The following is a 24166-nucleotide window of genomic DNA, read 5'->3' on the forward strand; positions in this document are numbered from 1 at the left end:
TTGGCCTTTCGGTCAATACAGACTGTTGGCTTTTTTCAGAATGTAGTTCATAGGCCGTTAGCGTACTCGTCATGTTTGTGAAGCACTTCAAGTGAATCGGTTGTAGCCGCCAGCCAGAGCGGCAATTTTTCTTACTCTGTTCGGTAGAAAGCCAATGGAATAGGCAATTTCTGTCAGACACGCGCGACAATGATTTTGTCATACATGTCGCGCTCTACTTCCATTTTTCGAGCAGCGGCTAGCGTAAGAAGGGTTTTACCGCTGAACTATTTAAGCTTTAAAATTAGTAACTTAAATACCGTTAGTTTAACAAACCTCTAATGATTAGATTGTTGGGTCGAACGCCTCTTGGCCAGCTTTAGCTTTACTCTCATCTGCAAAATCAATACCCGTATCGGCGAAATCTTGCGCTGATATGTTATGCAAGTTATCAGTACACACATCACCGCCGAGTGATTGAATTACCTTACACATTTCTTCCACCTTGGTATCCATTTGATGCATATGCTCAAGCATAATTCCCATGGCATTAGCGACAGGATCTGGATTGTCAGGCGCAACTGCATAAGCATCGAACCCATATTTTTCGGCAATTTTATTGCGGTTGGGGTTAACCTGCGCTGCATCATTTTGTCGCTTAGAGATAATAATTCGCCCAGGAATACCCACTGCAGTAGCCCCCGCAGGTATATCTTTTACCACCACGGAGTTTGAGCCTACTTTGGCATTTTCACCTATGGTGATAGGGCCGAGTACTTTAGCACCCGCGCCAACTACCGCCCCTTTTTCTAACGTAGGATGACGTTTTCCCGGCGTCCAACTTGTACCGCCTAATGTCACCCCGTGATACAAGGTAACGTCGTCGCCCACCTCTGCTGTTTCACCAATCACTACGCCCATGCCATGGTCGATAAATACACGGCGGCCCAAGGTAGCACCGGGGTGAATTTCAATCCCCGTTAGCCAACGGTTAAATGTAGAGAGACTACGTGCCAACCATTTCCAGTTGGCTTTCCACAATTTGTGGCTAATACGATGCAGCCATACCGCATGTAAACCTGGATAGTTGGTTAAAACCTCAAAGGTATTTCGTGCCGCTGGGTCGCGATGAAATACCCCTTGAATGTCATCTTTAATTCTAGAGAACACGAGTGCCTCGCCTAGTTACGTTATTAGCTATTAGTTATTTTCTTTATCTACTTTTGACTCAGGGTCAGACGCTGGAGCGTTATCTCCTTTCACCGATTTATCGATAGACGCCAAGATGCCACGTAATATGTTCAGTTCTTGAGACTCAGGACGCGCGCGATTGAACAAACGACGAAGTTTAGTCATCACTACACCAGGATGGCTTTTACGAATGAAAGAGGTGCTTTCCAAAGTCGTTTCCAGATGGGTATAGAAACGCTCTAAATCTTCGTTTAGTGGGTACTCTTCTTCAACGCTGGGGTAGGTTTCGCGATTAAGATAGGCCATACGAATTTCATAACATAAGGTTTGTACCGCGGCAGCTAAGTTAAGCGAGCTATATTCAGGATTTGCTGGAATACACATATGGAAGTGACACTGCTGCAACTCTTCGTTGCTCAAGCCGCTATTTTCACGACCAAATACCAGTGCTACGGGGAAATTACTGACTTCCTGTACTAGTTTTTCGCCGCATTCACGTGGCCCAAGCATAGGCCATGAATGGGTTCTAGAACGAGCCGAGGTACCTACCACCAAACCACAATCAGACACTGCTTCTTCTAACGTACTCACTATTTTAGCATTGGCGAGGACGTCTCCAGCACCTGCTGCCAAGGCACTTGCTTGGCCATCAGGCTCATGAACAGGATTAACTAAATAAAGGCTACTCAAGCCCATGGTTTTCATGGCTCTCGCTGTAGAGCCAATGTTACCAGTGTGTGATGTACTCACCAAAATAATACGGATGTTCTCGAGCATGCTTTTTATTACCTGTAGCCTCGTCAATATTGAGCGAATAGTAGCACAATGGCGGTATAGATGGCTATCTGAAGGCCTACATTGATGCCTCAAACCAGTCGGCATCATCCGTAGTTGTGCGACCTACCCACATTTCATTTGCATCACACGACCATTCTGGTTAAGATGCGCGCGTTTTGAACACCTTACCTTGTGGGTCACTTGCGTAAAACGCATGTTGGGCTAACCTATGGTCAAGGTCAGTTCTTTGGTCTTTTACAATTGGTGGTTTATCTATGCATCCTATGCTGAATATTGCGGTGCGCGCAGCGCGTGCGGCTGGCACAATTATTGTTCGTGGTTTCGAAAAACACAACGAAGTAGCAACTGAATCAAAAGGCGCTAACGATTTCGTTACGCAAATCGATAAGGATGCTGAACAAGCTATTATTGCTAAAATTCAGCAATCATTCCCAAATCACTGCTTTATGGGCGAAGAGTCTGGCGAAACTGCCGGCGCAGATACTGATTTTCAGTGGATTATTGACCCATTAGATGGCACCACCAATTTCATTAAAGGCATTCCTCATTTTGCCGTATCAATTGCATTACTTCACAAAGGTCGTCTAGACCAAGCTGTTGTATTCGATCCTATTCGTAGCGAGTTATTCACAGCTAGCCGTGGACAAGGCGCTCAGCTAAATGGTTACCGTATTCGTGCGTCTAAGCCTCGTGATTTAAATGAGACTATTCTCGCTACTGGCATGCCGTTTAAAAACAAAGCTAAGTTTGGCGAGTATGCGCTAAGCCTAAACAAAATTTTCCATGAATGTGGCGACATTCGCCGTGCAGGTAGTGCAGCGTTAGATTTAGCCTACGTTGCTGCTGGCCGTCATGATGGCTACTGGGAACGTGGTATTAAAACGTGGGATATCGCAGCAGGCGAACTTATTGTTCGTGAAGCTGGTGGCCTAGTCACCGACTTTAAAGGCGGTAACGATCCACTTTATAGCGGTGAAATTGTTGCTGGTAGCGCCAAGGTAGTTCAAGGCTTAGTTAAGCATTTAAAATAGCCTTTGCATTTTAGAAGGCAGCTCATTGATTTAGCGTCTTATATAAAATGAAAAAAAGCGGTGTTCATACACCGCTTTTTTTGTGCCTGTTTATAAGCTGGCTTTTGTAGGCGGCTTAGACCCTGTCTTTGAATAAGCCGATGCAGAAGAGAGCGTAATGGTTGTATCAATGTCTTGGTTAGGTCGTTGCGTCCTAGCCTTCAGCCCAAATAGTACTCGTGTAGCCATGTTTGTTTTGGCAAGTTCATAAGTTAGCGCACAACCAACTAACGTAAATAGTAAAATGAGCACAAACTGAATGCCTACTGGAAAGCCTATTGAATGCAGGCTATACGCGGCCACCACAATCAGTGTTTGGTGCATCATGTAGTAAGAAAGCACACCGCTATTAAGGTATTTTACCCAACCCACGGGTTTATTTAAGTAACGCTTACCAAAGCCTAGTATCGCCGCTAACCAAGCCCAATGATTCAGTACTACAATATAACCGACCATCACTCTGAACCACCAGAACTCTGTCATCCAATCGCCAACAGGCCCAAACATGTCATGCCTATCTGCGATAATAAGTGAATACATGCACAACGCCACCACCGCGCTTACATAACGAGTACGCTCTAGTGCTTCCCATAGTTTGGGCTGCAGAACAATAACGGCACCTACCATCATAACAAGGCAGTATTTAGCATGGCTGTACCAGTCATTAAGCAAATCGTGTGTAGTGGGGTATGTATTTCGCAGCATTAGCCATATTGCGACCATTGCTGTAGAGGATGCAAAAGAAAAGCTTATTATTCCAATCTGGAGTTTTGCCAACTGAGCCATTATCGGAAACAGCAAAATTAACAATAACGAATACACCCACAAGTAAGGGAGAAACCAAAGGTGATTCCACGTGAGTAAGCCAATGTCAGAATGACGCTCGGTAAGCCATTGTGTATTAGGGTTAATGTATTCTAAATAGAACTGCGTAAAAGTGGTGTCTATCACCCCATTTACCGTCCACTCAATATAAACTTGTGGGGCAACTATCACAAACATGCCAAATAATAACGGAACCATTAAACGTTGGGTTCGCTGAATTATCAACTCCCCTGCCCGTTTTAAGAATAAAAGCGGTTTAGGCTCTACGCGCGTCAACAATACCGTCAGAACCATCGAAGAAATTAGAAATAACAGCGACATTCGCCACTGATTAGTTAAAATCATCACGTCTTGCAGCCACGCTTGAGGCTGTTCACTTTTGATATGCCATCCCCATTCCAAAACGTAGTACATACCAATGTGATAGAGAATTAACACACCAAACGCGATAACTCTTAGTGCATCGAGTTCATGAAACCGGGTTGATTCGCTGCGACTTATTGCTTGTGTCATTACTGTCTGTCCTATTCAATAATGTAGTAATAGGGTTTGATATAACGTAGATTTTCTTACTTACACTAGCGTAGAGTGACGAGAGAATGAGTAATTGGGGGTGAGCGGTGGGTAGCAGTGACGAAAAACTCAGTCAGTTTTGTCGCGATACAGAGCGATATCACAAATGGGCAGCCTTTGTACTGCTGGTGATTTATCTATTTTTGAATAACTCGATTAATGCTGCATCAGATTGGACAGAGCTCTCGAGAGATTCAAATAACAGCACTTCGTTGTGGGAGCCTTATCTGTGGGAATATAGCAGCGCATTAGCCACTGCATTATTAGTCGTCCCCCTTATTTATTTCATCCGCAAACTTGATACTTACGCATTTGGGGTTAGAACATGGCTACTGTGGCATTTTGCGTTTGCGAGCCTTTTTTCAATTGCACATGTCACTTTCATGGTGGCCTTTAGAGAACTATGCTATTTACTATCGGACAAAGAATACGATTTTGGACCTATAGTCAGCGAATTTTTCTATGAGTACCGTAAGGATTTATGGGGTTATATCACTCTTATCACCTTTTATTACATCATGATGTTCAGTTATAGAAGACTTATAGGAGAGGCTTCTGTTATTCGGGAGCATGATGCGCCTGTGGAAGTGAATGGCGCTAGAGGGGATACCCCCACCTCGGGCATGCCTGACAATTTGTTGGTAAAGAAGCTAAACAGAGAATTTTTAGTAAAACTTAGTGACGTCTATTGGGTAGAAGCATCGGGCAATTATATTAATCTGCACACGGTGAAGTCGACCTTTCCATTACGGTATACCATGAAACATTTCTGTGAACACGCTAGTGAAAAAGGCTTTATTCGTGTACATCGTTCCTATGTGGTGCAAAGCACACTTATAGACAATATACGATTTGAAGACAGCGGAGATGGCACTTTAACATTGTTAAATGGCACTGAAGTTCCCGTCTCTAGGCGTTACAAAGACGCCTTAAAAGCCCGCCTAACTCCTGCAGCGTAAATTGAAAGCAAAAAAAAGCTAGTCAATTGCTGACTAGCTTTTTGTATCTTATGAACCTAGCGTCAAAAATTAGGGCATTGGGTCTAAATCAGCGCCTTCTTTTTCTACCTGAGGTGGCATCAAATCTTCTTTACTAATACCCAGTGCTAGTGCAACTGAGCTTGCAATATAAACGGAAGAATACGTACCAACAACAACACCAAACAACAATGCAGTAGCAAAACCATGAATGAGTGCGCCGCCTTTATAGAACAAGGCAATCAACACTAATACCGTGGTGAGTGATGTAATGATTGTACGATTCAAGGTTTGCGTAAGCGAAATATTGATAATATCAATGGGCTCGCCCTTACGAATTTTGCGGAAGTTTTCACGAATACGATCAGAGACAACAATGGTATCGTTAAGCGAGTAACCAATTACCGCTAATACCGCTGCGAGTACCGTTAAATCAAATTCAATTTGAAGTATCGAAAATAACCCCAAGGTTAGAATAACATCATGAGCAAGGGCCGATACCGAACCTAGCGCGAAACGCCATTCAAAACGCATGGCAACGTAAACCAATATACAGATGAGCGCCACTAGCATGGCCAAACCGCCCTGCTCAGTTAGTTCTTCACCCACATTTGGCCCTACGAATTCAATACGGCGCATATCAACCGCAGTGCCGTCGGCACGCAACGCTGCTAATACTTGTTCACCAATCGTGGCCGCTTTAACACCGTCACGAGGGGCAATACGAATTAGCACCTCTTGGCTGCTGCCAAAGTTTTGTACAATAGCGTCTTCGAATTCAGCATTGTTCAGTAACGTACGAATAGACTCTAAGTTCGCTGCATCTTCGTAACCCACTTCAATTAGCGTTCCGCCAGTGAAATCTAATCCCCAATTAAGACTGTTAACGCCCAAAGAGACGAATGAGCCTAAAATAAGAAGCGTTGATAACACCATGGCAGGCATGCGTAGACGCATGAAATTAATGGTTTCAGATAACTTTAATAATTGCATGTCCTGCTCCTATATCGCTAATTTCTGTACATTACGTCGACCGCCCCACACAGCGTTAACGATAACGCGTGTTAGTAAAATGGCAGTAAACATAGAGGTAGCAATGCCAATCATTAGCGTAATAGAGAAGCCTTTAATTGGACCGGTTCCTACAGCGAACAGAATAAGACCCGCAATGAACGTTGTGATGTTAGCATCTAAAATGGTAGAGAACGCGCTGTCATAGCCATGATGAATGGCCTGTTGAGGGCTTCTTCCATCACGTATCTCTTCGCGAATACGCTCGAATATAAGTACGTTAGCATCTACCGCCATACCAACGGTAAGAACAATACCCGCCATACCCGGTAAGGTTAGCGTCGCACCAGGGATCATAGACATAATACCCACAATCATCACCAAGTTGGTGATAAGTGCAATGTTTGCCACAATACCAAAGGCTTTGTAGTAAATGAGCATAAACACAAGTACCGCCAACAAACCATACACAATAGCTTGTGTACCAAGCTCAATGTTCTCTTTACCTAAACTTGGCCCTACTGTGCGCTCTTCAACAATTTGAATAGGCGCAATCAATGCTCCGGCACGGAGTAACAAGGCTAAGTCGCGGGCTTCTTTCGGTGAATCTAGACCCGTAATTTGAAACTTACTGCCTAACTGTGCACGAATAGTGGCTACGGAAATAACCTGTTCGTGCTTTTCGAAAATTAGCTTGTCGTCTTTATTACGCTCGCCGTTCGACTTGTATTCAATAAATACCGTAGCCATCGGCTTACCAATATTGCCTCGAGTCGAGCGAGACATTTTATTGCCGCCCTCTGAATCAAGAGAAATATTAACGTTAGGCAAACCGTATTCATCTACACCACTATTGGCATCAATGATATGACTTCCAGTAAGCATAATGCGTTTTTCAAGCAACTGAGGAATACCTTGCTGGTCTTCAATAACTTGAGAACCCGCGGGTACACGACCGCTAATAGCGTCACGCACGTCGTTTTTCTGATCAACCATTCTAAATTCTAAGGTTGCGGTAGCATTTAGAATTTCTTTAGCACGGGCCGTATCTTGAATACCAGGAAGTTGCACAACAATACGGTCAGCACCTTGTTTTTGAACCAAAGGCTCAGCAACACCTAATTGGTTAACACGGTTACGAATAATGGTAATGTTTTGCTTAACCGCGTTTTCGCGAATTTCTTGAAGTTTAGCTTCAGAGAAAACCGCTCGAAGTACTAGGTCGTCAGTTTGATTTAGCGTAAGGTCGCGATTTTGGTTACGTAAGAAAAACTCTGCTTTATCAAGCGTTTCTTCATCACGGAACGTAATTTCTACGTAGTCTTCTTTCTGTGTAACACCACGATAGCGAATGCCTTCTTCACGCAAAGAGGTACGAAATCCACTTTCAGCATCTTCTAATGACTTAGTGATGACTTCGGTCATATCCACTTCCATTAAGAAATGAACGCCGCCGCGTAAGTCCAAACCAAGTTTCATTGGCGTGCCACCTAACCCTTCAAGCCATTCTGGCGTATCAGGTGCAAGGTTCATTGCCACAAAGTAATCGTCACCTAATGCATCTTCTAATGCTTCACGGGCAACTAATTGAGTGTCTGAATCTGAGATACGAACGAGAATTTGCTCATCTTCGAATTCGATGCGCTTGGGAGTAATACCTTTTGCCGCCAACGTAGACTCAACTTGGCCTATCATTGACTCGGTTACGACAGCGTCACGGCCTGCAGAAATCTGCACTGCGTGATCTTCACCGTAGATATTGGGAAGTGCATAAAGTGCGCATAGTCCAATGACGATAAGCGTACTTAGCACTTTCCAGATTGAATTTTTATTTAGCACTGGATAGTTCCTTTCGTGCCAGTACCGGGAAGGTCCCGGCCCCGGCGTTTGTCAATTACAGCGACTTCATCGTGCCTTTTGGCAACACAGCTGTTACAGACGACTTCTGCACAACGATGTTGTTCGTGTCGTTAAGAGAAATTTCGATAAAATCTTTGTCGTCAGACACTTTAGTAATACGACCAACAATGCCACCTTGCGTTAGCACTTCATCGCCTTTACCCAGTGAGGTAACTAAGTTTTTATGCTCTTTTACACGCTTCGCTTGAGGGCGATAAAGTAGGAAGTAAAAGATTAAACCGAATACGGCCAACATGATGATCATTTCCATGCCACCGCCTTGTGCAGCGCCGCCAGAAGCTTGCGCATGTGCGCTTGAGATAAATAGGCTCATAAAATTCCCCAATTATTTTCGTTGTTATAGTGCCGGAACCGGCATATTTTTTTGTTCATAGAAAGTGTGTACGAAATCGTCCAACGAATCTGCTTCAATAGCATCGCGAAGGCCTTGCATAACACGTTGGTAGTAACGAAGGTTATGGATGGTGTTTAAACGCGCACCCAAAATCTCATTACACTTATCTAAATGATGTAGATAAGAGCGAGAATAGTTTTTACAAGTGTAACAGTCACAATTTTCATCAAGGGGCGAGGTATCGTTGCGGTGGACCGCATTACGAATTTTCACTACGCCATCGGTAACAAACAAATGACCGTTTCTTGCATTACGGGTTGGCATAACACAATCGAACATATCGATACCACGGCGCACCGCTTCTACAATATCTTCTGGTTTACCGACACCCATTAAGTAGCGTGGTTTGTCTTCTGGAATTTGCGGCGCAGTATGGTCGATAATGCGGATCATATCTTCTTTAGGCTCACCAACCGATAAGCCACCAATAGCATAACCATCGAAGCCAATAGCTTCTAGCCCAGCCAGCGATACATCACGCAGACCTTCATACATGCCACCTTGGATGATACCAAACAAAGCAGCAGGACTGTCGCCATGAGATTCCTTGCTTCGCTTCGCCCAGCGTAATGACATTTCCATAGAAACGCGCGCTTCTTGCTCAGTGGCAGGAAAAGGCGTGCACTCATCGAAAATCATCACGATGTCGGAACCCAGATCGCGTTGCACTTCCATTGATTTTTCTGGCGTAAGTAAAATCTTTTCGCCGTTAATTGGCGAGCGGAAGGTTACCCCTTCTTCAGTGATTTTACGCAAATCACCTAGACTGAATACTTGGAAGCCGCCTGAATCGGTAAGGATAGGCTTATCCCAATGCATAAAATCATGCAGGTCGCCATGCTGACGTATAACGCCTGTGCCCGGGCGTAGCATCAAGTGGAATGTATTGCCAAGGCAAATATGTGCACCACTGTCTTCTAATTCTTCAGGGGTCATCCCTTTTACTGTGCCGTAAGTTCCCACAGGCATAAATGCTGGGGTTTCTACCACACCACGATCAAAAACCAGACGTCCGCGTCTGGCTTTACCATCGGTTTTCAACAACTCAAATTGCATGTAAAGCGTTCCCAATCAGGTGCGCGCTCTGGCGCTGGGTCAAACGAAATTGTGGGCGATTATACCAGTTATTCTTCTGAGATCATGCCCAATACGCATGTTTATCGTTGAGATAAAGAAATAGGGCGGTCATCCTCTGCCCTATTCCCTAAAATATCGTGAAGCTTTATCTTTCAATTAGGCTTTTTCGATAAACATACTGTCGCCATAACTAAAGAACCTGTACTCGTTCTCGATGGCTTCTTGATAAGCATTCATCACATTTTCTCTACCAGCAAAAGCACTTATCAGCATCATTAGTGTCGATTCGGGCAAATGAAAATTGGTAAACATGGCATCGACTACTTTGAAGGTAAAACCCGGATAAATAAAAATTTCAGTATCTGAGTAAAACGGCGCAATCACAGGGTTTTCACCTGTGTTATCTTCGATTGATTGCTCTGCACTGGCTTTTGCCGCAGATTCTAACGAACGTACCGATGTAGTTCCTACCGCAATCACCCGCTTACCTTTTGCTTTGGTTGCCAATACGGCATCTACCACTTCTTGAGATACCTCGGCATACTCAGCATGCATTTTATGCTCTTCAATATTTTCCACCCTTACAGGTTGGAACGTACCTGCACCAACGTGCAAGGTAACAAAGGCCAAGTTCACGCCTTTTGCTTTTAACGCCGCTAGCATATTGTCATCAAAGTGTAAGCCTGCCGTTGGCGCTGCAACGGCGCCTGGCGTTTCATTGTAAACCGTTTGATAGCGTTCTTTGTCGGTAGACTCATCAGGGCGGTCAATATAGGGTGGCAATGGCATATGGCCATACTGCTCTAGCAGCGAAAGTGCCGTTTCTTCATGATCGAAGCGCAGCAAGAACAAAGCATCATCACGCCCTTCAACCGTGATATTTACATGCTCTTCTAGCAACAAACGGGTACCAGGCTTTGGTGCTTTACTGGCTCGAACATGCGCAAGTGCGGTGTGCTCGGTTAAAATACGTTCAATAAGCACTTCAACGTGGCCACCGGTTTCTTTCTTGCCTAACAGCCGCGCAGGTATAACACGGGTGTTATTAAAAACCAGAAGGTCACCCTCGTCTACTAACGACAGCATGTCGTTAAACATAGCGTGAGTAACTGCGCCCGACTTACCATTCAACTGAAGTAAACGGCTTGCCGTTCTATTTTCTGTTGGGTACTTAGCAATCAGGTTTTCTGGTAGTGTGAAGCGATAATCTGATAATTTCATATTTACTATTTAAAACGCTAAAATTGAACTAAAGAATTAAGACAAAAGTTGAATATTAAGTAAATTTAAGTTTTATGCACATTGGTTAATTCAACCGAAATACAACTTCACTCACTCATCCAACCTGTTATTTTTATTAGCCTAAAGTAGCCATGTATAATTTACTATACCTACTTATGGAACCCAATACGGTCGAATATCAAACAAAGATAGAAGAAAAAACCTTAAACGGTTAAGATTCGTCCCAGATAGTGATGATGTTCTCCCTTAACATTCCTTATCTTAGACCCGACATTTGTCGGGTTTTTTTTCGCTTGTCGATTGGTATCGACTTCTTAAGCGAATGTTTCACTTCATATCCTTTTTGTAATGAAGCATTTTACCTGTTTGTATCGTCAAGATCAGTTAAGATTTCTTCTATTAACGCCGCATCTACTGCTCGCGCTTTAAGGACGTATAATATTTGTACTAACAAATCTGCGCCCATAATGCCTTTATTCACTTTGTTTCTTAAATTATCAGCACTTTGTTCTACACCAATGTCGGCTAAACGCTGACTGAGCGCTTGATATTTCACTCCACGCACAGACATTTCAGACTTAACGAGTCGCGCTACGGTTTGTCGCCATGCATTTTTAGCACTCAATTAAACACCCCATTTGTGACGTATATTTTACAAAAACACACTTTTTTACACATTAAAAGCATATTCGTTATTGACGATTATGGCATAATACGTCTACACTGCAAGTCAAGAATATTGGCGAGTGCGTAAATTGTGGTTACAGTGGCACTCGACATTATCGCTTCAATCGAAAAGGAGAACTGTATGAGTTGGGATCTAGAGAGCATCGAATCTTTGTTTAAAGAGCACGATGACTTTGTGGTGACGCGTGAGGAAAACTGTTTACTCATTGCGAATCAAGACGGTATAGACGCGTGGCTGGCTATTAGCGGCGAGCAAATTTTAGTGGAAACCTTATTGTTTGCTTCATCGGAAGTGAAAGACAAAGCGGCTTTAGATCACGAAATTTTATCTACCCATATGTTGTTCCCGTTAACTACGGTTGGTATTTCCACTGTTGGCGATGAGGAATACTACGTTGCCTTTGGTGCGCTTAGTGCCCAATCGAAATCAGAAAGTATTGTGATTGAAGTAGAAACACTGTTTCAGAACGTTGCATCATTTTTAGATGCCTACGAAACACACCTTAGTTAATATTTACTTCGAAGGAGAAGCGAATGTCAGTTTGGAAAAAATTAGTTACTGCAGTAAAGGGTGGTGCCAACGAAGCGGCACAGTCGGTAGTAGATAGCCAGGCTATCCGTATTCTGGAGCAGGAAATTAGAGAAGCTAAAGAAGAGTTACGTAAATCTGATCATGCTAGAACGCAGATTTTAGCGAAATGTAAGTTGTCTCAGCAAAAAGTCGCTAGCTTTAATTCTTCCATTGAAGAATACGAAGCGCATGCACGCAAAGCTATTGATAACGATCGTCAGTTAGCCCTTGATTGTGCCCAAAAGGTATCTGAGTTGAAAGAAGAGCAAGCGCAAGAACAAGCATATCTTGATCAGTTCCAACAATCAGAAAAGCAATTAGCACAGAATATCCAGCAAGCAAAAGCGAACTTGCGCCGTTTAGAGCAGCAAGTGGATATGGTGAAAGCCACTGAAAGTGTACAAAAAGCCCAAGTTGCTGTTTCATCTCGCCACATGGGCGCGAACAGCAAAATGAAAACTGCAACGGAATCGCTTTCACGCATTCAAGATAAACAGAAGATGCGCAACGCTGAACTTCAAGCGGCGGAAGAACTTGCCACTGAAGAGTCGAGCAGCGATTTAGAAAAGCGCCTTTCTGAAGCCGGTATAAAAGGGGGTAAAACCTCCGCCGATGATGAACTTGCTCGTATTTTAGGCAAATAAAGTAATATTTAACGGGAGCTTAGGCTCCCGCTTTGTCTTTTATAGACATATTCCCCGCTTAAAGGCACAGTTAAAGAAAGACAAACAAAGGTTGTTTCTCGCTATGTCGCAATGGATAAAGCTGCGCAAAATTATGTTGCAGTATTTCGCCGAATCTCGTTGGTACACGATTCTAGGCGCCACCGCCTTCTATGGGGTGAGTAGTTATTGGCTACTTTACGCCGCCAACGAAAATGCATTAATTGCACAAGCCGATTTTATCTACTGGTTAGCTGTTACCGCATCGACGGTGGGTTATGGCGATTTATCACCCACGACCTCCGCCGGCAAACTCATCGTAGCATTTTACGTTATTCCCTTAGGACTAAGTATTTTTGCCATGGTGATTGGCCGAATTGCAGCCTGGGTATCTGAACAATGGAAAAAAGGGGTAATGGGCATGACTAGCCTAAATGTTAGTAAACATATTTTGGTGATTGGTTGGAACGAGCAACGCACTATGTTGTTGTTAAATTTGTTATTGCAAGAACGCGAAGCCATGACCGAACGGCCCGACATTGTTCTGTGTGTAAAAGCAGATATCACCAACCCCATGCCAGGTATTATCGAATTCGTTAAAGTAGACTCGTTTAACAAAGACGACGATATGGACCGGGCTTGTATTGACGCGGCTCAAACAATTCTCATCGACAATCCACAAGATGATGTCACTATGACCACTGCGCTGTATTGTTCGAAACGAAATCCGCAAGCTCATCAAGTTGCTTATTTCAATGATGATAGCCTAGTGGGCTTGCTACAAGAACACTGCCCAAAAGTGGAATGTACGCCTAGTGTCGCCGTTGAAATGCTGGCGAAAGCGGCATTCGATCCCGGTTCCAGTATGCTGCACCACGACTTATTAAGCATTGGCGAAGGGCAAGCGCAGTTCTCTGTGAAGATACCTAACGACAGCCCATCTATTTCCGTTGCCAAACTATTTATGAACTTAAAGCGTCGACACGATGCCATATTTATTGGTTATGCTCCACACGGACAAGTGAAAGACATGGTGGTGAATCCACCGTTAGACTCAACTCTGGCTCCAGGCGATACCTTATTTTACATTGCCGACAGGCGCATTAATGCCATCAATTGGCCATCGTTAGACGCCGAATAACACAGGAGTGTATTGTGTTTAGTAAATTATTTAAGAAAAAAGCGCCAGAAAAACCTAAAGCGCCTGAAGTGATGGGCTTGTATTTGGGTGGTTCATTCGAGCTAGATAATTTAAAGCTGTCGTTACTTGAGCCATCGCTTACGATAGAAGGCGCTGCACGTTCACAACTGATTCAAGCCGTTGGCGAAGCACCACTTGATACAGGCGGTACTTTGCTGCGCTTTTACACAGACGATGATGGCTTTTTACAAGTGGTGCTTGATGGTGGGCTTAGTGAAAATCACATTACTGACGTTAAGCTTTGGCATTTTTATAGCACTGAAACCATTGGTAGTGAGCAGCAATGGAAATCTTGCGTAAATACCCTGATTAGCCAACCTACTTATACTCTTGACGGCAAAGTTTTTAAGCGAGTCTGGGAGGCGGTAGGGGCAGAATCACCGCCCGTTGCAGTGACAGAAACCACCTATGAAGAAGATGAAGATATCAGCACTACCGATCAGTTTATGATGCTCTACGAACGAGAGATAGAAAATGATAGAGTGGAGTCATTACTGGTGGCGGGCGAAGAAAAGATAGTGGGTAGCAATTTCGACCGCTGCTTAGTTATTTCCACGGGGTTTGACGTAGAACCCGCAGACATTACGATAAACGGTTAATCGACATATAAAGGTAAGGACGTTCTATGGACACTATTATGGACTCATTGGCAGGATTAGATAACTTTGCGGTGTATTTCGGCCTCTCAATTGTTTTCTTATTCGTCTTCAAACTGGTATATGCCCTAGTGACCCCACATGATGAGTGGAAACTAGTTAAAGAAGAGAAAAACGTAGCAGCTGCAATTGGTTTTGGCGGCGCGATTGTTGGTTTTGCTATTGCACTTGCTAGCGCAGCGACGCACTCAGTCGCTATTGTCGATTTCATTATTTGGGCTGTTGTCGCTATTATCGCGCAATCGTTAGCCTTTGCGTTATTACGCTTTACCTTTATGCCTAAAATTGCACAGCGTATTAACGAAAATGAAGTTTCTGCAGGCGTGATGCTAGCCAGTATGTCTATTGCAGTGGGTTTATTAAATGCGGCATGCATGACCTATTAAGGGGGACCCATGACAAACTCTAATAAATCACACGCAGCACAAGGTGCTATGACAGATAATCAGTCAAGTGGTTCTGCCACCAGCCGTAAACGTAGCTCAGGTATTAACCTTTCTCGTATGCGCAAAAGCTACGCGTTAAAGCCTCTCGCTATTGGTATTGCCAGCGTTTTCCTAAGTGCTTGTGGTGAAGAGAAACAAGACGCACAAATTTACACTTCATTGGAAGACTGCAAGCGAGATTTCCCTGATGCAGTAGAGCGCTGTGATGCAGCTTATAAAACCGCTACAGAAGAAGCCATGCGTACCAGCCCTCGCTTTAATAGCGAATACGATTGTGAGTACGAATTTGGTGCCAACCAATGCCGCACGGTGAATACCAATTCAGGCAGTGTATTTATGCCCTTTATGGCAGGCTTCATGGTAAGTCAGTTGTTATCGCCAAATCGCTATTACTCACAGCCTCTCTATACCTCGTATTCACCCTACTCGTCTTATCGTTCTCGCTGGGTTACGGCTGATGGAAATGTGTTTAGCGGTGATATTCGCAAGCGCAATTACAAAGTGGGCTCAGATACACTGAAACCTAAACCTACGGTAAACCGCACAATGAAGCGCGGCGGTTTTGGTAGCAGTGTTAGGGCAAAATCATCGTGGGGAAGTAGCTCACGCAAAGGCAGTTGGGGCGGATAAGCCATGTTTAGAATGCCATGCCAGCCTCGCAAAGGTTGGCAGCAATTGGCCGGCGAATTTGGGTTTCATTTTCATACCATGTATGGCGAACCCTACTGGGATGAAAGTGCGTACTACCAATTCACCTTAGCGCAAATTGAAAAAGACATAGAAGATCCCACCGCCGAGCTTCACCAAATGTGCTTAGCTGTGGTTGATGATGTGGTTAATAGTGAGCAGTTACTCACCCGCTTTTCTATTCCTGAAGCTCACTGGGGGTTAGTTAAAGACAGTTGGCGCAACCGTGACCCTAGTTTGTATTCCCGCTTAGATTTAGTTTATTCCGGCAAAGGCCCCGCCAAATTGCTTGAAAACAATGCAGATACGCCTACCAGCTTGTACGAATCAGGTTTTTGGCAATGGCTATGGTTAGAACAACAAGTGAATGCGGGTGTGCTGGCGCGAAATGCTGATCAGTTTAATAGCTTGCAAGAAAAGCTAGTGTTTCGCTTCGGTGAAATAGACCAGCACTATCAATTAAATCAAATGCACTTCTCTTGTTGCAAAGATACCGAAGAAGACCGGGGGACGGTGCAATACCTTCAAGACTGTGCAAGAGAAGCTGGTATTCAAAGCGACTTCGTTTTTATTGAAGACATTGGTTTGGCAGATACAGGGGTATTTACCGACCTTGCTGATGCCCCCATTACCGATTGTTTCAAGTTATATCCTTGGGAGTTTATCCTGCGCGAAGAGTTTGGTGACTCACTCGCTGATGCAAAGGTAAATTGGTTAGAACCTGCGTGGAAGTCTATTATTTCAAACAAAGCACTACTGCCTTTGTTATGGCAGAAATTTAAAGGCCACCCTAATTTACTACCTGCCTATTTCGCCGACGATATTCCAAATAAAACCCCTCATGATGCCACGCACGGCGGCAAATGGGTCAAAAAGCCATTATTTTCAAGGGAAGGCGCGAATATTTCATTGATTGAAAATGGAAAGGAATCGGAATTAAGCCCAGGTCCGTATGGAGAAGAAGGGTTTATTGTACAAGCTTTTCATCCTCTTCCTGTGTTTGATGGAAACCATACACTCATTGGTAGCTGGTTGGTAGATGACATGCCAGCAGGTATTTCGGTGCGAGAAGACAGTAATGCGATTACGCAAGACTTGTCTCGATACTTACCCCACATCATCTTGTAGCTGATTGTAGTTGAACACCAAAACGCTGTTGTTTAATGAGCATAGCCGCCCAACAATACTTCCTTGCTAGGCAAGTGTTATAACGAAGGAATAAAAAACTGTTTATGAAGCCATTGTCTTTTCAACTTCGCGTGTTACTTACCTTGGGCGCATTTCTTATCGTCATTGAGATAGTGAACCTGATAACGGGAAATAGCTTGAATCAGTTTGGCGTATATCCACGCTCTTTGTCTCATTTGCCCTATATCTTCACAGCCCCATTTTTACACGGTACGCCGTCGCACTTGATGGCTAATTTTATCCCTTTATTGCTGTTTATGTGGCTTACTATGCAGTGGGGAAAGCGCACCTTTCTCATCGCCACCGCAAGTGCGTTGATTATTGGCGGACTGGGGGTGTGGATTTTTGGTCGTAGTGCTATGCATATTGGCGCAAGTGGTATGGTTTACGGCTACTTCGGCTTCCTAGTATTAGCTGGTTTTAAGAGTAAGAAAGTGAAATACCTGCTTATTTCTATCATTGTTGCCATTCTTTACGGCGGAATGCTGGTAGGTATATTGCCAACCTCTAGATTTATTTCATTTGAATATCATCTATTTGGCTTTTTAGGTGGGTTATTTGCCGCTTGGCACTGGGCACGATGAATGGATGCCGTATAATTGTGCTCAATTAAACAGTGCGGCAAATAAGAGAAAGATAAAGGCGTTATGGCAGAAGTACAATCGCAGCAAAAGAATCAGGGCTTTTTCGGCAACCTTGCTTTCAATATTATTATACCCGTGGTGCTAATGAGCTATGCAAGCTCTGAAGATTATTTAGGCCCCGAATGGAGTATTGTCGCCGCACTCGCTTTCCCCATAGGTTATGGATTATGGGATTTGAAAGCATCAGGCAAAGTGAACGGATTTTCTGTTTTAGGTATTATCAGCGTATTGCTAACGGGTGGTTTTAGTTTGTTAAAACTGCCTGCCGAGTATATCGCCATTAAAGAGGCAGCTATTCCTGCGGCTATTGGTTTGGCAGTATTGATAACCCAATATACTGAAAAGCCACTGGTAAAAATGCTGATATTAAACGACCAAATTATAAATTGGCCACACTTAAATAGCGTGCTCGATGCACAGAACAAGCAAGCTTTGTTTAAACGCAAAGTCGCAGTCAGTTCTTATATTGTGGCAAGCTCGTTCTTTTTATCTTCAGCCTTAAACTACATTTTAGCCAAGGTGATTTTGGTAAGCGAGCCTGGCACTACGGCTTATACCGAAGAACTAGGCCGAATGACAGCCTTAAGCTACCCCGTCATTGTCATACCCAGCATGATATTGCTTATTACCGCACTATGGTATTTATTCAGCCAGATTAAGAAGATAACTGGCGAAGAGTTAGATGATTTTATTAATCAGTAGACCGACCAATTAATGCGCTTGCTCAATGACGTAAGCGCAGCTACCCCTAAATGAGAGTTCCCCACTGCGTTTAGCGCGGGAGAAAAAACACATATAGAAAAGCGACCCGGTACCACGGCAATGACTCCCCCGCCAACACCGCTTTTTCCCGGTAAACCAACCTTAAAAGCAAAGCTACCCGCTTCGTCGTACATACCACTAGTGGCTAACAACGCATTCACTTGACGATTTTGGTCTGGGCTTAGTACCTGTTCGTCGGCACATTTAGAATAACCTCTATTTGCTAAGAAGTTCGTGGCTCGCGCTAAATCAACACAACTCATTTCCAAGGCACAGTTGTTAAAATAGCTATGCAATACATCCTCAACTTCATTTTCAAAGTTGTTATAGGCTTTCATTAAATACGCCATTGCAGCATTTCTAGCACGATGCTCAAATTCAGAGTCAGCAACCACTTTATTGGCGAAAATATTATCGTTGCAGGACAAGCGCCTAACAAAGTCTCGCATACCAATATGAGGCGAGGCGAAACGAGACTGTGTCATGTCACTCACCACTAATGCCCCCGCATTAATAAACGGGTTCCGTGGTATACCGTCTTCGTATTCCAACTGTACTAGCGAGTTAAATGGCAGACCCGACGGTTCGCAACCTACCCGTTCCCACATGCCCTCGCCATAGTGATTCATGGCAAGCACTAAGTTGAAGACTTTAGATATACTTTGAATAGAAAAAGGCACATCAGCGTCACCAATTGACGTAATGTGCCCTTCAATATCACAGATAGCGATACCAAATTGATGAGGATCGACACTGGCAAGCGCAGGAATATAGTCTGCGACTTTACCCTCCCCTAGCATAGGTTTTACTTCATCAAAAATGGCTTCTAACAATTCCAGCATTAGCGCAGTATTCCTATACGTTTAGTTACAACGCCAATTTTCTTTAAAGTCGCAGCTTGCGTTGGTACCGTCTTTTTTATCCGTTGCTTTTATCAACTCAACGTTTGTTGAAATACCTTGGGTAGTGGTATTGCGATTATCAATGAAGTTAAAAATCTTCTTAGCGATATCCGTATTATCAATTTGGCCCATAAAATCGTCATGGCCAGCGCCAAATGCGAATACTTCTACGTCTACACCGGTATGGCCCGATGTTGTCCATCCTGTGTTGGTTTTGTTGTCTAAAAATACCTTAAGGGCATTAAAGCGCGCTTTCACATCTTGCTGTGCAATACTATCGAACGTGGCGATTTCTTCATCGGTAACATCAAAACCAAAAGTCGTTGCAACATAGTCACCAGGATTATCGTGTTCAACCATATTCTTCGCTATGGTACCCAGTGACGCTTTCAGGTTATGTAAATACTCTGGGCTCCAGCTATAGTCACCTCGAGCACCTATGGTTAAACCGCCAGTGCTGTGATCGGCCGTTAGAATAACCAAGGTATCTGGGTGCGCTTGCACGTAGGTCTTTAAGAATTCTATGGTGTAGGCAAGGTCTTGCATTTCAGCCATCGCCGACGCGATATCATTGGCATGCCCCGCCCAGTCTACTTGGCTGGCTTCAACCAGTAAGAAATACCCGTTGTCGTTTTCTAAGTGCTTAATAGCATGTTCTGTTAGGTATTTAAGGCGATTATCACGGCTGTCGTCTAGCATGGCAGGTAAGGCTACAGGTGCAAATAAACCCAGTACGTTGCTGCCTTTAGGCACTGTCGCTAAACGGTTGTAAGTGTCGGTATATTCATAATCGGCATCAATAAATTCACCAATGATGTTACGATCTTCCCGCTCAAAAAAATCAGTACCACCGCCTAACATCACATCGGCGACAAGCTCACCATTTACGCGAACATCGAAAAAATCGTCGGCGATAGCATTGTAGTTCTGGCGACTTTCGTTGTGAGCTATATAAGCCGCTGGCGTAGCGTGAACAATTTGTGAGGTGACCGCTAGGCCTGTTCGCATACCTTTTAATTTGGCGTAATGCATGACAGATTTAACAGGTTGCTTATCTACATCAACCCCAATAGCACCGTTATAAGATTTCACACCAGACGCCAGTGCAGTAGCTGCGGCAGCTGAATCAGTTACGTAACCAGAAACTGGTGCTGGATAAGTAGATGCATTCCCCATCAAAATATCATCGAATACGACCGCATCAACTTCAGGGGTGTTTTTATCATCAACATAATTACGGTACGCCGTAGTGAAAGCAGGCCCCATTCCATCAGCTACTACCATGATAATATTGTTAGGTGCTGAGTTTTGCGCAACAGTCTTTTGCGCACTTTCATTTGAGGTAGAGCCACACCCAGACAGTGCTAAAAGCGAGCCGCATAGCGTAAAGGTGGTTAATAGTTTGCGTTTACTATAAATCATGAAACTTCCCTGAGAACTGAAAAAGCGCCATATCAAAAAAACGTGGGCGCGGACGACCCTCATCCTAAATGGGTCGCATTTAAGAATTGTGTCATTTCACACATTGCACAAAATATTCACCAGATGACGGCGAGAATGTTGAACATGCTTATTATTGAAGGCGTTAGTGTAAGGCAGACCTACCCATTTCTCAAAGCATTAAGGGTAAATAGCATCGTCAGAAGGGTTAGTGACAAGGAAAATTGCTAACTTTCTGAGAGGTACTGTCGAAGTCGCTGTTGAGCAACCTCTACAAGCATGTCGGGTTGGAATTTGGAAATAAAACGGTCGCATCCCACTTTTTCGACCATAGCATCATTGAAACTACCACTTAAAGACGTGTTTAATGTAATGAAGAGGTCGAGCATTCTAGGGTCATTTCGTACTTCTGAAGTCAGCATATAACCGTCCATTTCCGGCATTTCAGCATCGGTAAACATCATCAATATCTCATCGCTGGCTCGCTTTCCAGCATCCGCCCACTCCTTGAGTAACGCTAATGCCTCAGCCCCATTTTTTCTCTCAATGATGGTTATTCCTAATTGCTCTAGCGTGTCTCTGACTTGTTTTCTTGCAGTGCTTGAATCATCGACAATTAATACTTTTTTATCTTTGAAGTGATTAACGATATCTGCATCAAGTACTTCCTCAGATATAGAGATGTCGTAGTCTATGATTTCGGCAAGTACTTTTTCCACATCGATAATTTCAACAATTTCGCTTTTACCTTGCACATCAACTTGCGTAATGGCAGTAAGGTAATTTGTCTTCCCCATTCCACTAGGTGGCGGTTGAATGGTATCCCACGATGTGTTCACGATATTCATTACTTTACCAATAATGAACCCTTGGACGCTTCGGTTATATTCCGTAATGATAACGTTATGCGCATCGCTACCTATTGAGCCGCCTCGCATTTTAATCGCTTGGCGTATATCAATGATAGGAATAGCGCTGCCTCGATAATTCATTACGCCTTTAAGGTTCTGGTGAGAACCAGGCATGCTATTGAATTTAGGAATGTTGATAACTTCTTTAATTTTGAAGACATTCATGGCAAAGATATGACGAGAACCCAACTGAAACATCAGCAATTCAAGCCTGTTTTCACCCACTAGCTTAGTGCGCTGATCAACTGAGGAAAGGACGCCGTTACTCATCGTTACTCACTTTAATTCTCAAAATCAATTACTCGGAAAACCTACTGCCAATTACTGAATTGCAGCGAAGTGTCAAAAGAATTTACACGTCATGCAATCAGAAACCCATTAGCAATTATGCTAATAACCCGCCTAATTTTTACTCTCTTAGGTAAAAGCTAGCCTACAAATCACTTTCTTACGAATATTGATGGAAACTACTACCAGTTTAATCCCTCCTTATTTATTCACATCATGAATGATGGCAATCAAAAATATACGCTTTTATTATTACGACTGCCACACTAGGATGAAATGGAAGCTTAAGAGAACGCACCAATGCGAAATCTCAAAACAACATTGAAACTAATTATAGTAGGGAGAAACGCTCATGTCGCAGTATCAACAAGATATTGATAACTTCGCCACGTTAAAAGCAGCACAAAAAGGTGCTTGGGAAGGCATTAGCCCTGAGTACGCTGCTAGAATGAAAATCCAAAACCGGTTCAAGACTGGTTTAGACATTGCGCGCTACACTGCTGCAATCATGCGAAAAGACATGGCAGATTATGATGCTGACACAGCGCAATACACTCAGTCTTTAGGTTGCTGGCACGGATTTGTCGGTCAGCAAAAAATGTTGGCAGTGAAGAAACACCAAGGTACTACCGATAAAAGCTACTTATACCTTTCAGGCTGGATGGTAGCCGCGCTTCGCTCAGAATTCGGGCCACTTCCAGACCAATCAATGCATGAAAAGACAACCGTTTCTTCACTCATTGAAGAGCTATACACTTTCTTGCGCCAAGCGGACGCTCGTGAATTAGGCGATTTGTTCCATCAGCTAGACGACGCGAAAGCTAAAGGCGGCGACACTGCAGCTATTCAAAGCCGAATTGATAACTACGAAACCCACGTAGTACCTATCATTGCAGATATCGACGCTGGTTTTGGTAACGAAGAAGCGACCTACTTATTAGCTAAGCAAATGATTGAAGCCGGTGCATGTTGTATCCAGATTGAAAACCAAGTTTCTGATGCAAAGCAATGTGGTCACCAAGATGGAAAAGTAACGGTTCCGCATGAAGATTTCCTAGCTAAAATTAATGCGGTTCGTTATGCATTCTTAGAGCTTGGCGTAGATGACGGCGTTATTGTTGCTCGTACCGATTCACTAGGTGCCGGCCTAACACAGAAAATCCCTGTATCAACCTCTGAAAGCGACCTGGCTGCTCAGTACAATGCATACTTAAAAACAACACCTGTTAACGGTGCTGACGATTTATCTGAAGGCGACCTTGTATTGAAGCAAGGTGGACAACTAGTGAAGCCTGAGCGCTTACCAAATGGCTTATTCCGCTTTAAGGATAATTCTGGTTTCGACCGCGTAGTACTAGATTGTATAACATCACTTAAACACGGCGCAGACTTGTTGTGGATTGAAACTGAAAAACCTCACGTTGGTCAGATTGCTGAAATGGTTAACGCCATTCGTAAAGAAGTACCAAACGCGAAGTTAGTTTATAACAACTCTCCATCTTTCAACTGGACACTGAACTTCCGCCAGCAAGTATTTGATACTTGGACTGAAGAAGGCAAAGATGTTTCTGCATACGACCGCGCTAAATTGATGAGCGAAGAGTACGATGCGACTGAGTTAGCCACTACCGCTGATGAAAAAATTAAGAGCTTCCAAGCAGACGCTGCTCGCGAAGCGGGTATTTTCCATCACCTTATTACACTACCCACTTACCATACTACGGCATTGTCTACTGACAACTTGGCCAAAGGGTACTTTGGTGAAGAAGGTATGCTGGCTTATGTTCGCGGTGTTCAGCGCCAAGAAATTCGCCAAGGCCTAGCATGTGTTAAACACCAAGCTATGGCAGGTTCAGATTTAGGTGATACCCACAAAGAGTACTTCTCTGGTGAAGGTGCACTTAAAGCTTCTGGTGATGATAACACCATGAACCAGTTCGACGTTTAAACACAAAGTATCCCAACTTTGTTCAAAGGCACCTTAGGGTGCCTTTTTTTATTATTCAGGGAATTTATCTGAATTTGCTCCATATCCAAATTAACAAATCAATGTGATTATCAGCA

The 24166-nt window shown here is 43.7% G+C and carries 24 protein-coding genes; 12 read left to right on the forward strand and 12 right to left on the reverse strand.

Annotated features, from left to right (window positions below; all coding sequences use genetic code 11):
• Nucleotides 1-324: 324 nt before the first annotated feature.
• Entirely contained in the window at nucleotides 325-1149 is an 825-nt protein-coding gene (gene cysE / locus J5X92_RS10330; RefSeq protein WP_208805678.1) for a serine O-acetyltransferase, read from the reverse strand.
• Between the two features lie 30 nt (nucleotides 1150-1179).
• Nucleotides 1180-1947, reverse strand: a complete 768-nt coding sequence (trmJ, locus tag J5X92_RS10335; protein WP_208805679.1) for a tRNA (cytosine(32)/uridine(32)-2'-O)-methyltransferase TrmJ — start codon at nucleotides 1945-1947, stop codon at nucleotides 1180-1182.
• Between the two features lie 275 nt (nucleotides 1948-2222).
• Here trmJ and suhB point away from each other — a divergent pair, with 275 nt between their 5' ends.
• A complete protein-coding gene (gene suhB, locus J5X92_RS10340) occupies nucleotides 2223-2999 on the forward strand; it encodes an inositol-1-monophosphatase (RefSeq protein WP_013783261.1) in 777 nt (258 codons plus the stop codon).
• Nucleotides 3000-3089: 90 nt separating this feature from the next.
• On the opposite strand, the gene J5X92_RS10345 is transcribed toward suhB, so the two are convergent.
• On the reverse strand, nucleotides 3090-4376 hold the full coding sequence (locus J5X92_RS10345; protein ID WP_208805680.1) for an acyltransferase family protein: 1287 nt from the start codon (nucleotides 4374-4376) through the stop codon (nucleotides 3090-3092).
• A 107-nt stretch (nucleotides 4377-4483) separates the two neighbouring features.
• Between J5X92_RS10345 and J5X92_RS21430 the strand changes: the two genes are divergently transcribed.
• Entirely contained in the window at nucleotides 4484-5395 is a 912-nt protein-coding gene (locus J5X92_RS21430) for a LytTR family DNA-binding domain-containing protein (protein ID WP_208805681.1), read from the forward strand.
• 69 nt (nucleotides 5396-5464) lie between these two features.
• Here the strand turns inward: J5X92_RS21430 and secF are convergent, their stop codons facing one another.
• The 6 genes from secF to J5X92_RS10380 form a co-directional block, all read right to left on the reverse strand.
• Complete coding sequence (secF, locus tag J5X92_RS10355; protein WP_208805682.1) at nucleotides 5465-6406, reverse strand: protein translocase subunit SecF; 942 nt, start codon at nucleotides 6404-6406, stop codon at nucleotides 5465-5467.
• Nucleotides 6407-6415: 9 nt separating this feature from the next.
• A complete protein-coding gene (secD, locus tag J5X92_RS10360; protein ID WP_013783254.1) occupies nucleotides 6416-8263 on the reverse strand; it encodes a protein translocase subunit SecD in 1848 nt (615 codons plus the stop codon).
• A gap of 55 nt (nucleotides 8264-8318) precedes the next feature.
• Nucleotides 8319-8657 carry a preprotein translocase subunit YajC gene (yajC, locus tag J5X92_RS10365; RefSeq protein ID WP_013783253.1) on the reverse strand — a complete coding sequence of 113 codons (339 nt, stop codon included), beginning with the start codon at nucleotides 8655-8657 and terminating at the stop codon, nucleotides 8319-8321.
• A 24-nt stretch (nucleotides 8658-8681) separates the two neighbouring features.
• The gene (gene tgt, locus J5X92_RS10370; protein ID WP_208805683.1) at nucleotides 8682-9794 is read right to left on the reverse strand and encodes a tRNA guanosine(34) transglycosylase Tgt; all 1113 of its coding nucleotides are present in this window, start codon (nucleotides 9792-9794) and stop codon (nucleotides 8682-8684) included.
• 177 nt (nucleotides 9795-9971) lie between these two features.
• Entirely contained in the window at nucleotides 9972-11036 is a 1065-nt protein-coding gene (queA, locus tag J5X92_RS10375; protein ID WP_208805684.1) for a tRNA preQ1(34) S-adenosylmethionine ribosyltransferase-isomerase QueA, read from the reverse strand.
• A gap of 379 nt (nucleotides 11037-11415) precedes the next feature.
• On the reverse strand, nucleotides 11416-11628 hold the full coding sequence (locus J5X92_RS10380; protein ID WP_232043593.1) for a DUF6471 domain-containing protein: 213 nt from the start codon (nucleotides 11626-11628) through the stop codon (nucleotides 11416-11418).
• A gap of 237 nt (nucleotides 11629-11865) precedes the next feature.
• Between J5X92_RS10380 and J5X92_RS10385 the strand changes: the two genes are divergently transcribed.
• The 9 genes from J5X92_RS10385 (at nucleotide 11866) to J5X92_RS10425 (ending at nucleotide 18501) form a co-directional block, all read left to right on the forward strand.
• Nucleotides 11866-12255: a DUF2170 family protein gene (locus J5X92_RS10385; protein ID WP_013783249.1), complete on the forward strand. Its 390-nt coding sequence runs from the start codon at nucleotides 11866-11868 to the stop codon at nucleotides 12253-12255.
• 23 nt (nucleotides 12256-12278) lie between these two features.
• Nucleotides 12279-12959, forward strand: a complete 681-nt coding sequence (locus J5X92_RS10390; RefSeq protein WP_013783248.1) for a PspA/IM30 family protein — start codon at nucleotides 12279-12281, stop codon at nucleotides 12957-12959.
• A gap of 103 nt (nucleotides 12960-13062) precedes the next feature.
• Entirely contained in the window at nucleotides 13063-14118 is a 1056-nt protein-coding gene (locus tag J5X92_RS10395; RefSeq protein WP_208805685.1) for a potassium channel family protein, read from the forward strand.
• A gap of 14 nt (nucleotides 14119-14132) precedes the next feature.
• Entirely contained in the window at nucleotides 14133-14777 is a 645-nt protein-coding gene (locus J5X92_RS10400) for a YjfK family protein (RefSeq protein ID WP_129739568.1), read from the forward strand.
• A gap of 26 nt (nucleotides 14778-14803) precedes the next feature.
• On the forward strand, nucleotides 14804-15220 hold the full coding sequence (locus J5X92_RS10405; protein ID WP_057790539.1) for a DUF350 domain-containing protein: 417 nt from the start codon (nucleotides 14804-14806) through the stop codon (nucleotides 15218-15220).
• A gap of 48 nt (nucleotides 15221-15268) precedes the next feature.
• Nucleotides 15269-15910, forward strand: a complete 642-nt coding sequence (locus tag J5X92_RS10410; protein WP_041452750.1) for a DUF1190 family protein — start codon at nucleotides 15269-15271, stop codon at nucleotides 15908-15910.
• Between the two features lie 3 nt (nucleotides 15911-15913).
• On the forward strand, nucleotides 15914-17095 hold the full coding sequence (locus tag J5X92_RS10415) for a glutathionylspermidine synthase family protein (protein WP_208805686.1): 1182 nt from the start codon (nucleotides 15914-15916) through the stop codon (nucleotides 17093-17095).
• 104 nt (nucleotides 17096-17199) lie between these two features.
• Nucleotides 17200-17739 carry a rhomboid family intramembrane serine protease gene (locus J5X92_RS10420; protein ID WP_208805687.1) on the forward strand — a complete coding sequence of 180 codons (540 nt, stop codon included), beginning with the start codon at nucleotides 17200-17202 and terminating at the stop codon, nucleotides 17737-17739.
• A gap of 63 nt (nucleotides 17740-17802) precedes the next feature.
• Nucleotides 17803-18501 carry a VC0807 family protein gene (locus J5X92_RS10425; RefSeq protein WP_013783241.1) on the forward strand — a complete coding sequence of 233 codons (699 nt, stop codon included), beginning with the start codon at nucleotides 17803-17805 and terminating at the stop codon, nucleotides 18499-18501.
• Here the strand turns inward: J5X92_RS10425 and glsB are convergent.
• The 3 genes from glsB to J5X92_RS10440 form a co-directional block, all read right to left on the reverse strand.
• Nucleotides 18495-19403 carry a glutaminase B gene (gene glsB, locus J5X92_RS10430; RefSeq protein ID WP_013783240.1) on the reverse strand — a complete coding sequence of 303 codons (909 nt, stop codon included), beginning with the start codon at nucleotides 19401-19403 and terminating at the stop codon, nucleotides 18495-18497. The two genes, J5X92_RS10425 and glsB, sit on opposite strands and share 7 nt — an antisense overlap.
• Before the next feature lie 21 nt (nucleotides 19404-19424).
• Nucleotides 19425-20885, reverse strand: coding sequence for an alkaline phosphatase (locus J5X92_RS10435; protein ID WP_208805688.1), 1461 nt, complete (start codon nucleotides 20883-20885; stop codon nucleotides 19425-19427).
• Nucleotides 20886-21130: 245 nt separating this feature from the next.
• On the reverse strand, nucleotides 21131-22084 hold the full coding sequence (locus J5X92_RS10440) for a chemotaxis protein CheV (protein ID WP_208805689.1): 954 nt from the start codon (nucleotides 22082-22084) through the stop codon (nucleotides 21131-21133).
• Between the two features lie 370 nt (nucleotides 22085-22454).
• Here J5X92_RS10440 and J5X92_RS10445 point away from each other — a divergent pair, with 370 nt between their 5' ends.
• On the forward strand, nucleotides 22455-24050 hold the full coding sequence (locus J5X92_RS10445; protein WP_208805690.1) for an isocitrate lyase: 1596 nt from the start codon (nucleotides 22455-22457) through the stop codon (nucleotides 24048-24050).
• The last annotated feature ends 116 nt before the right edge of the window (nucleotides 24051-24166 follow it).

The organism is Alteromonas sp. K632G, from assembly GCF_017653625.1.
Lineage (GTDB): Bacteria > Pseudomonadota > Gammaproteobacteria > Enterobacterales > Alteromonadaceae > Alteromonas > Alteromonas naphthalenivorans.

Coding starts and splice junctions, on each gene's coding strand:
- trmJ (WP_208805679.1), bottom strand. CDS start 1,947: ATGCTCGAGAACATCCGTATTATTTTGGTGAGTACATCACACACTGGT.
- suhB (WP_013783261.1), top strand. CDS start 2,223: ATGCATCCTATGCTGAATATTGCGGTGCGCGCAGCGCGTGCGGCTGGC.
- J5X92_RS10345 (WP_208805680.1), bottom strand. CDS start 4,376: ATGACACAAGCAATAAGTCGCAGCGAATCAACCCGGTTTCATGAACTC.
- secF (WP_208805682.1), bottom strand. CDS start 6,406: ATGCAATTATTAAAGTTATCTGAAACCATTAATTTCATGCGTCTACGC.
- yajC (WP_013783253.1), bottom strand. CDS start 8,657: ATGAGCCTATTTATCTCAAGCGCACATGCGCAAGCTTCTGGCGGCGCT.
- tgt (WP_208805683.1), bottom strand. CDS start 9,794: ATGCAATTTGAGTTGTTGAAAACCGATGGTAAAGCCAGACGCGGACGT.
- queA (WP_208805684.1), bottom strand. CDS start 11,036: ATGAAATTATCAGATTATCGCTTCACACTACCAGAAAACCTGATTGCT.
- J5X92_RS10380 (WP_232043593.1), bottom strand. CDS start 11,628: ATGTCTGTGCGTGGAGTGAAATATCAAGCGCTCAGTCAGCGTTTAGCC.
- J5X92_RS10385 (WP_013783249.1), top strand. CDS start 11,866: ATGAGTTGGGATCTAGAGAGCATCGAATCTTTGTTTAAAGAGCACGAT.
- J5X92_RS10390 (WP_013783248.1), top strand. CDS start 12,279: ATGTCAGTTTGGAAAAAATTAGTTACTGCAGTAAAGGGTGGTGCCAAC.
- J5X92_RS10395 (WP_208805685.1), top strand. CDS start 13,063: ATGTCGCAATGGATAAAGCTGCGCAAAATTATGTTGCAGTATTTCGCC.
- J5X92_RS10405 (WP_057790539.1), top strand. CDS start 14,804: ATGGACACTATTATGGACTCATTGGCAGGATTAGATAACTTTGCGGTG.
- J5X92_RS10410 (WP_041452750.1), top strand. CDS start 15,269: ATGACAGATAATCAGTCAAGTGGTTCTGCCACCAGCCGTAAACGTAGC.
- J5X92_RS10415 (WP_208805686.1), top strand. CDS start 15,914: ATGTTTAGAATGCCATGCCAGCCTCGCAAAGGTTGGCAGCAATTGGCC.
- J5X92_RS10420 (WP_208805687.1), top strand. CDS start 17,200: ATGAAGCCATTGTCTTTTCAACTTCGCGTGTTACTTACCTTGGGCGCA.
- J5X92_RS10425 (WP_013783241.1), top strand. CDS start 17,803: ATGGCAGAAGTACAATCGCAGCAAAAGAATCAGGGCTTTTTCGGCAAC.
- glsB (WP_013783240.1), bottom strand. CDS start 19,403: ATGCTGGAATTGTTAGAAGCCATTTTTGATGAAGTAAAACCTATGCTA.
- J5X92_RS10435 (WP_208805688.1), bottom strand. CDS start 20,885: ATGATTTATAGTAAACGCAAACTATTAACCACCTTTACGCTATGCGGC.
- J5X92_RS10440 (WP_208805689.1), bottom strand. CDS start 22,084: ATGAGTAACGGCGTCCTTTCCTCAGTTGATCAGCGCACTAAGCTAGTG.
- J5X92_RS10445 (WP_208805690.1), top strand. CDS start 22,455: ATGTCGCAGTATCAACAAGATATTGATAACTTCGCCACGTTAAAAGCA.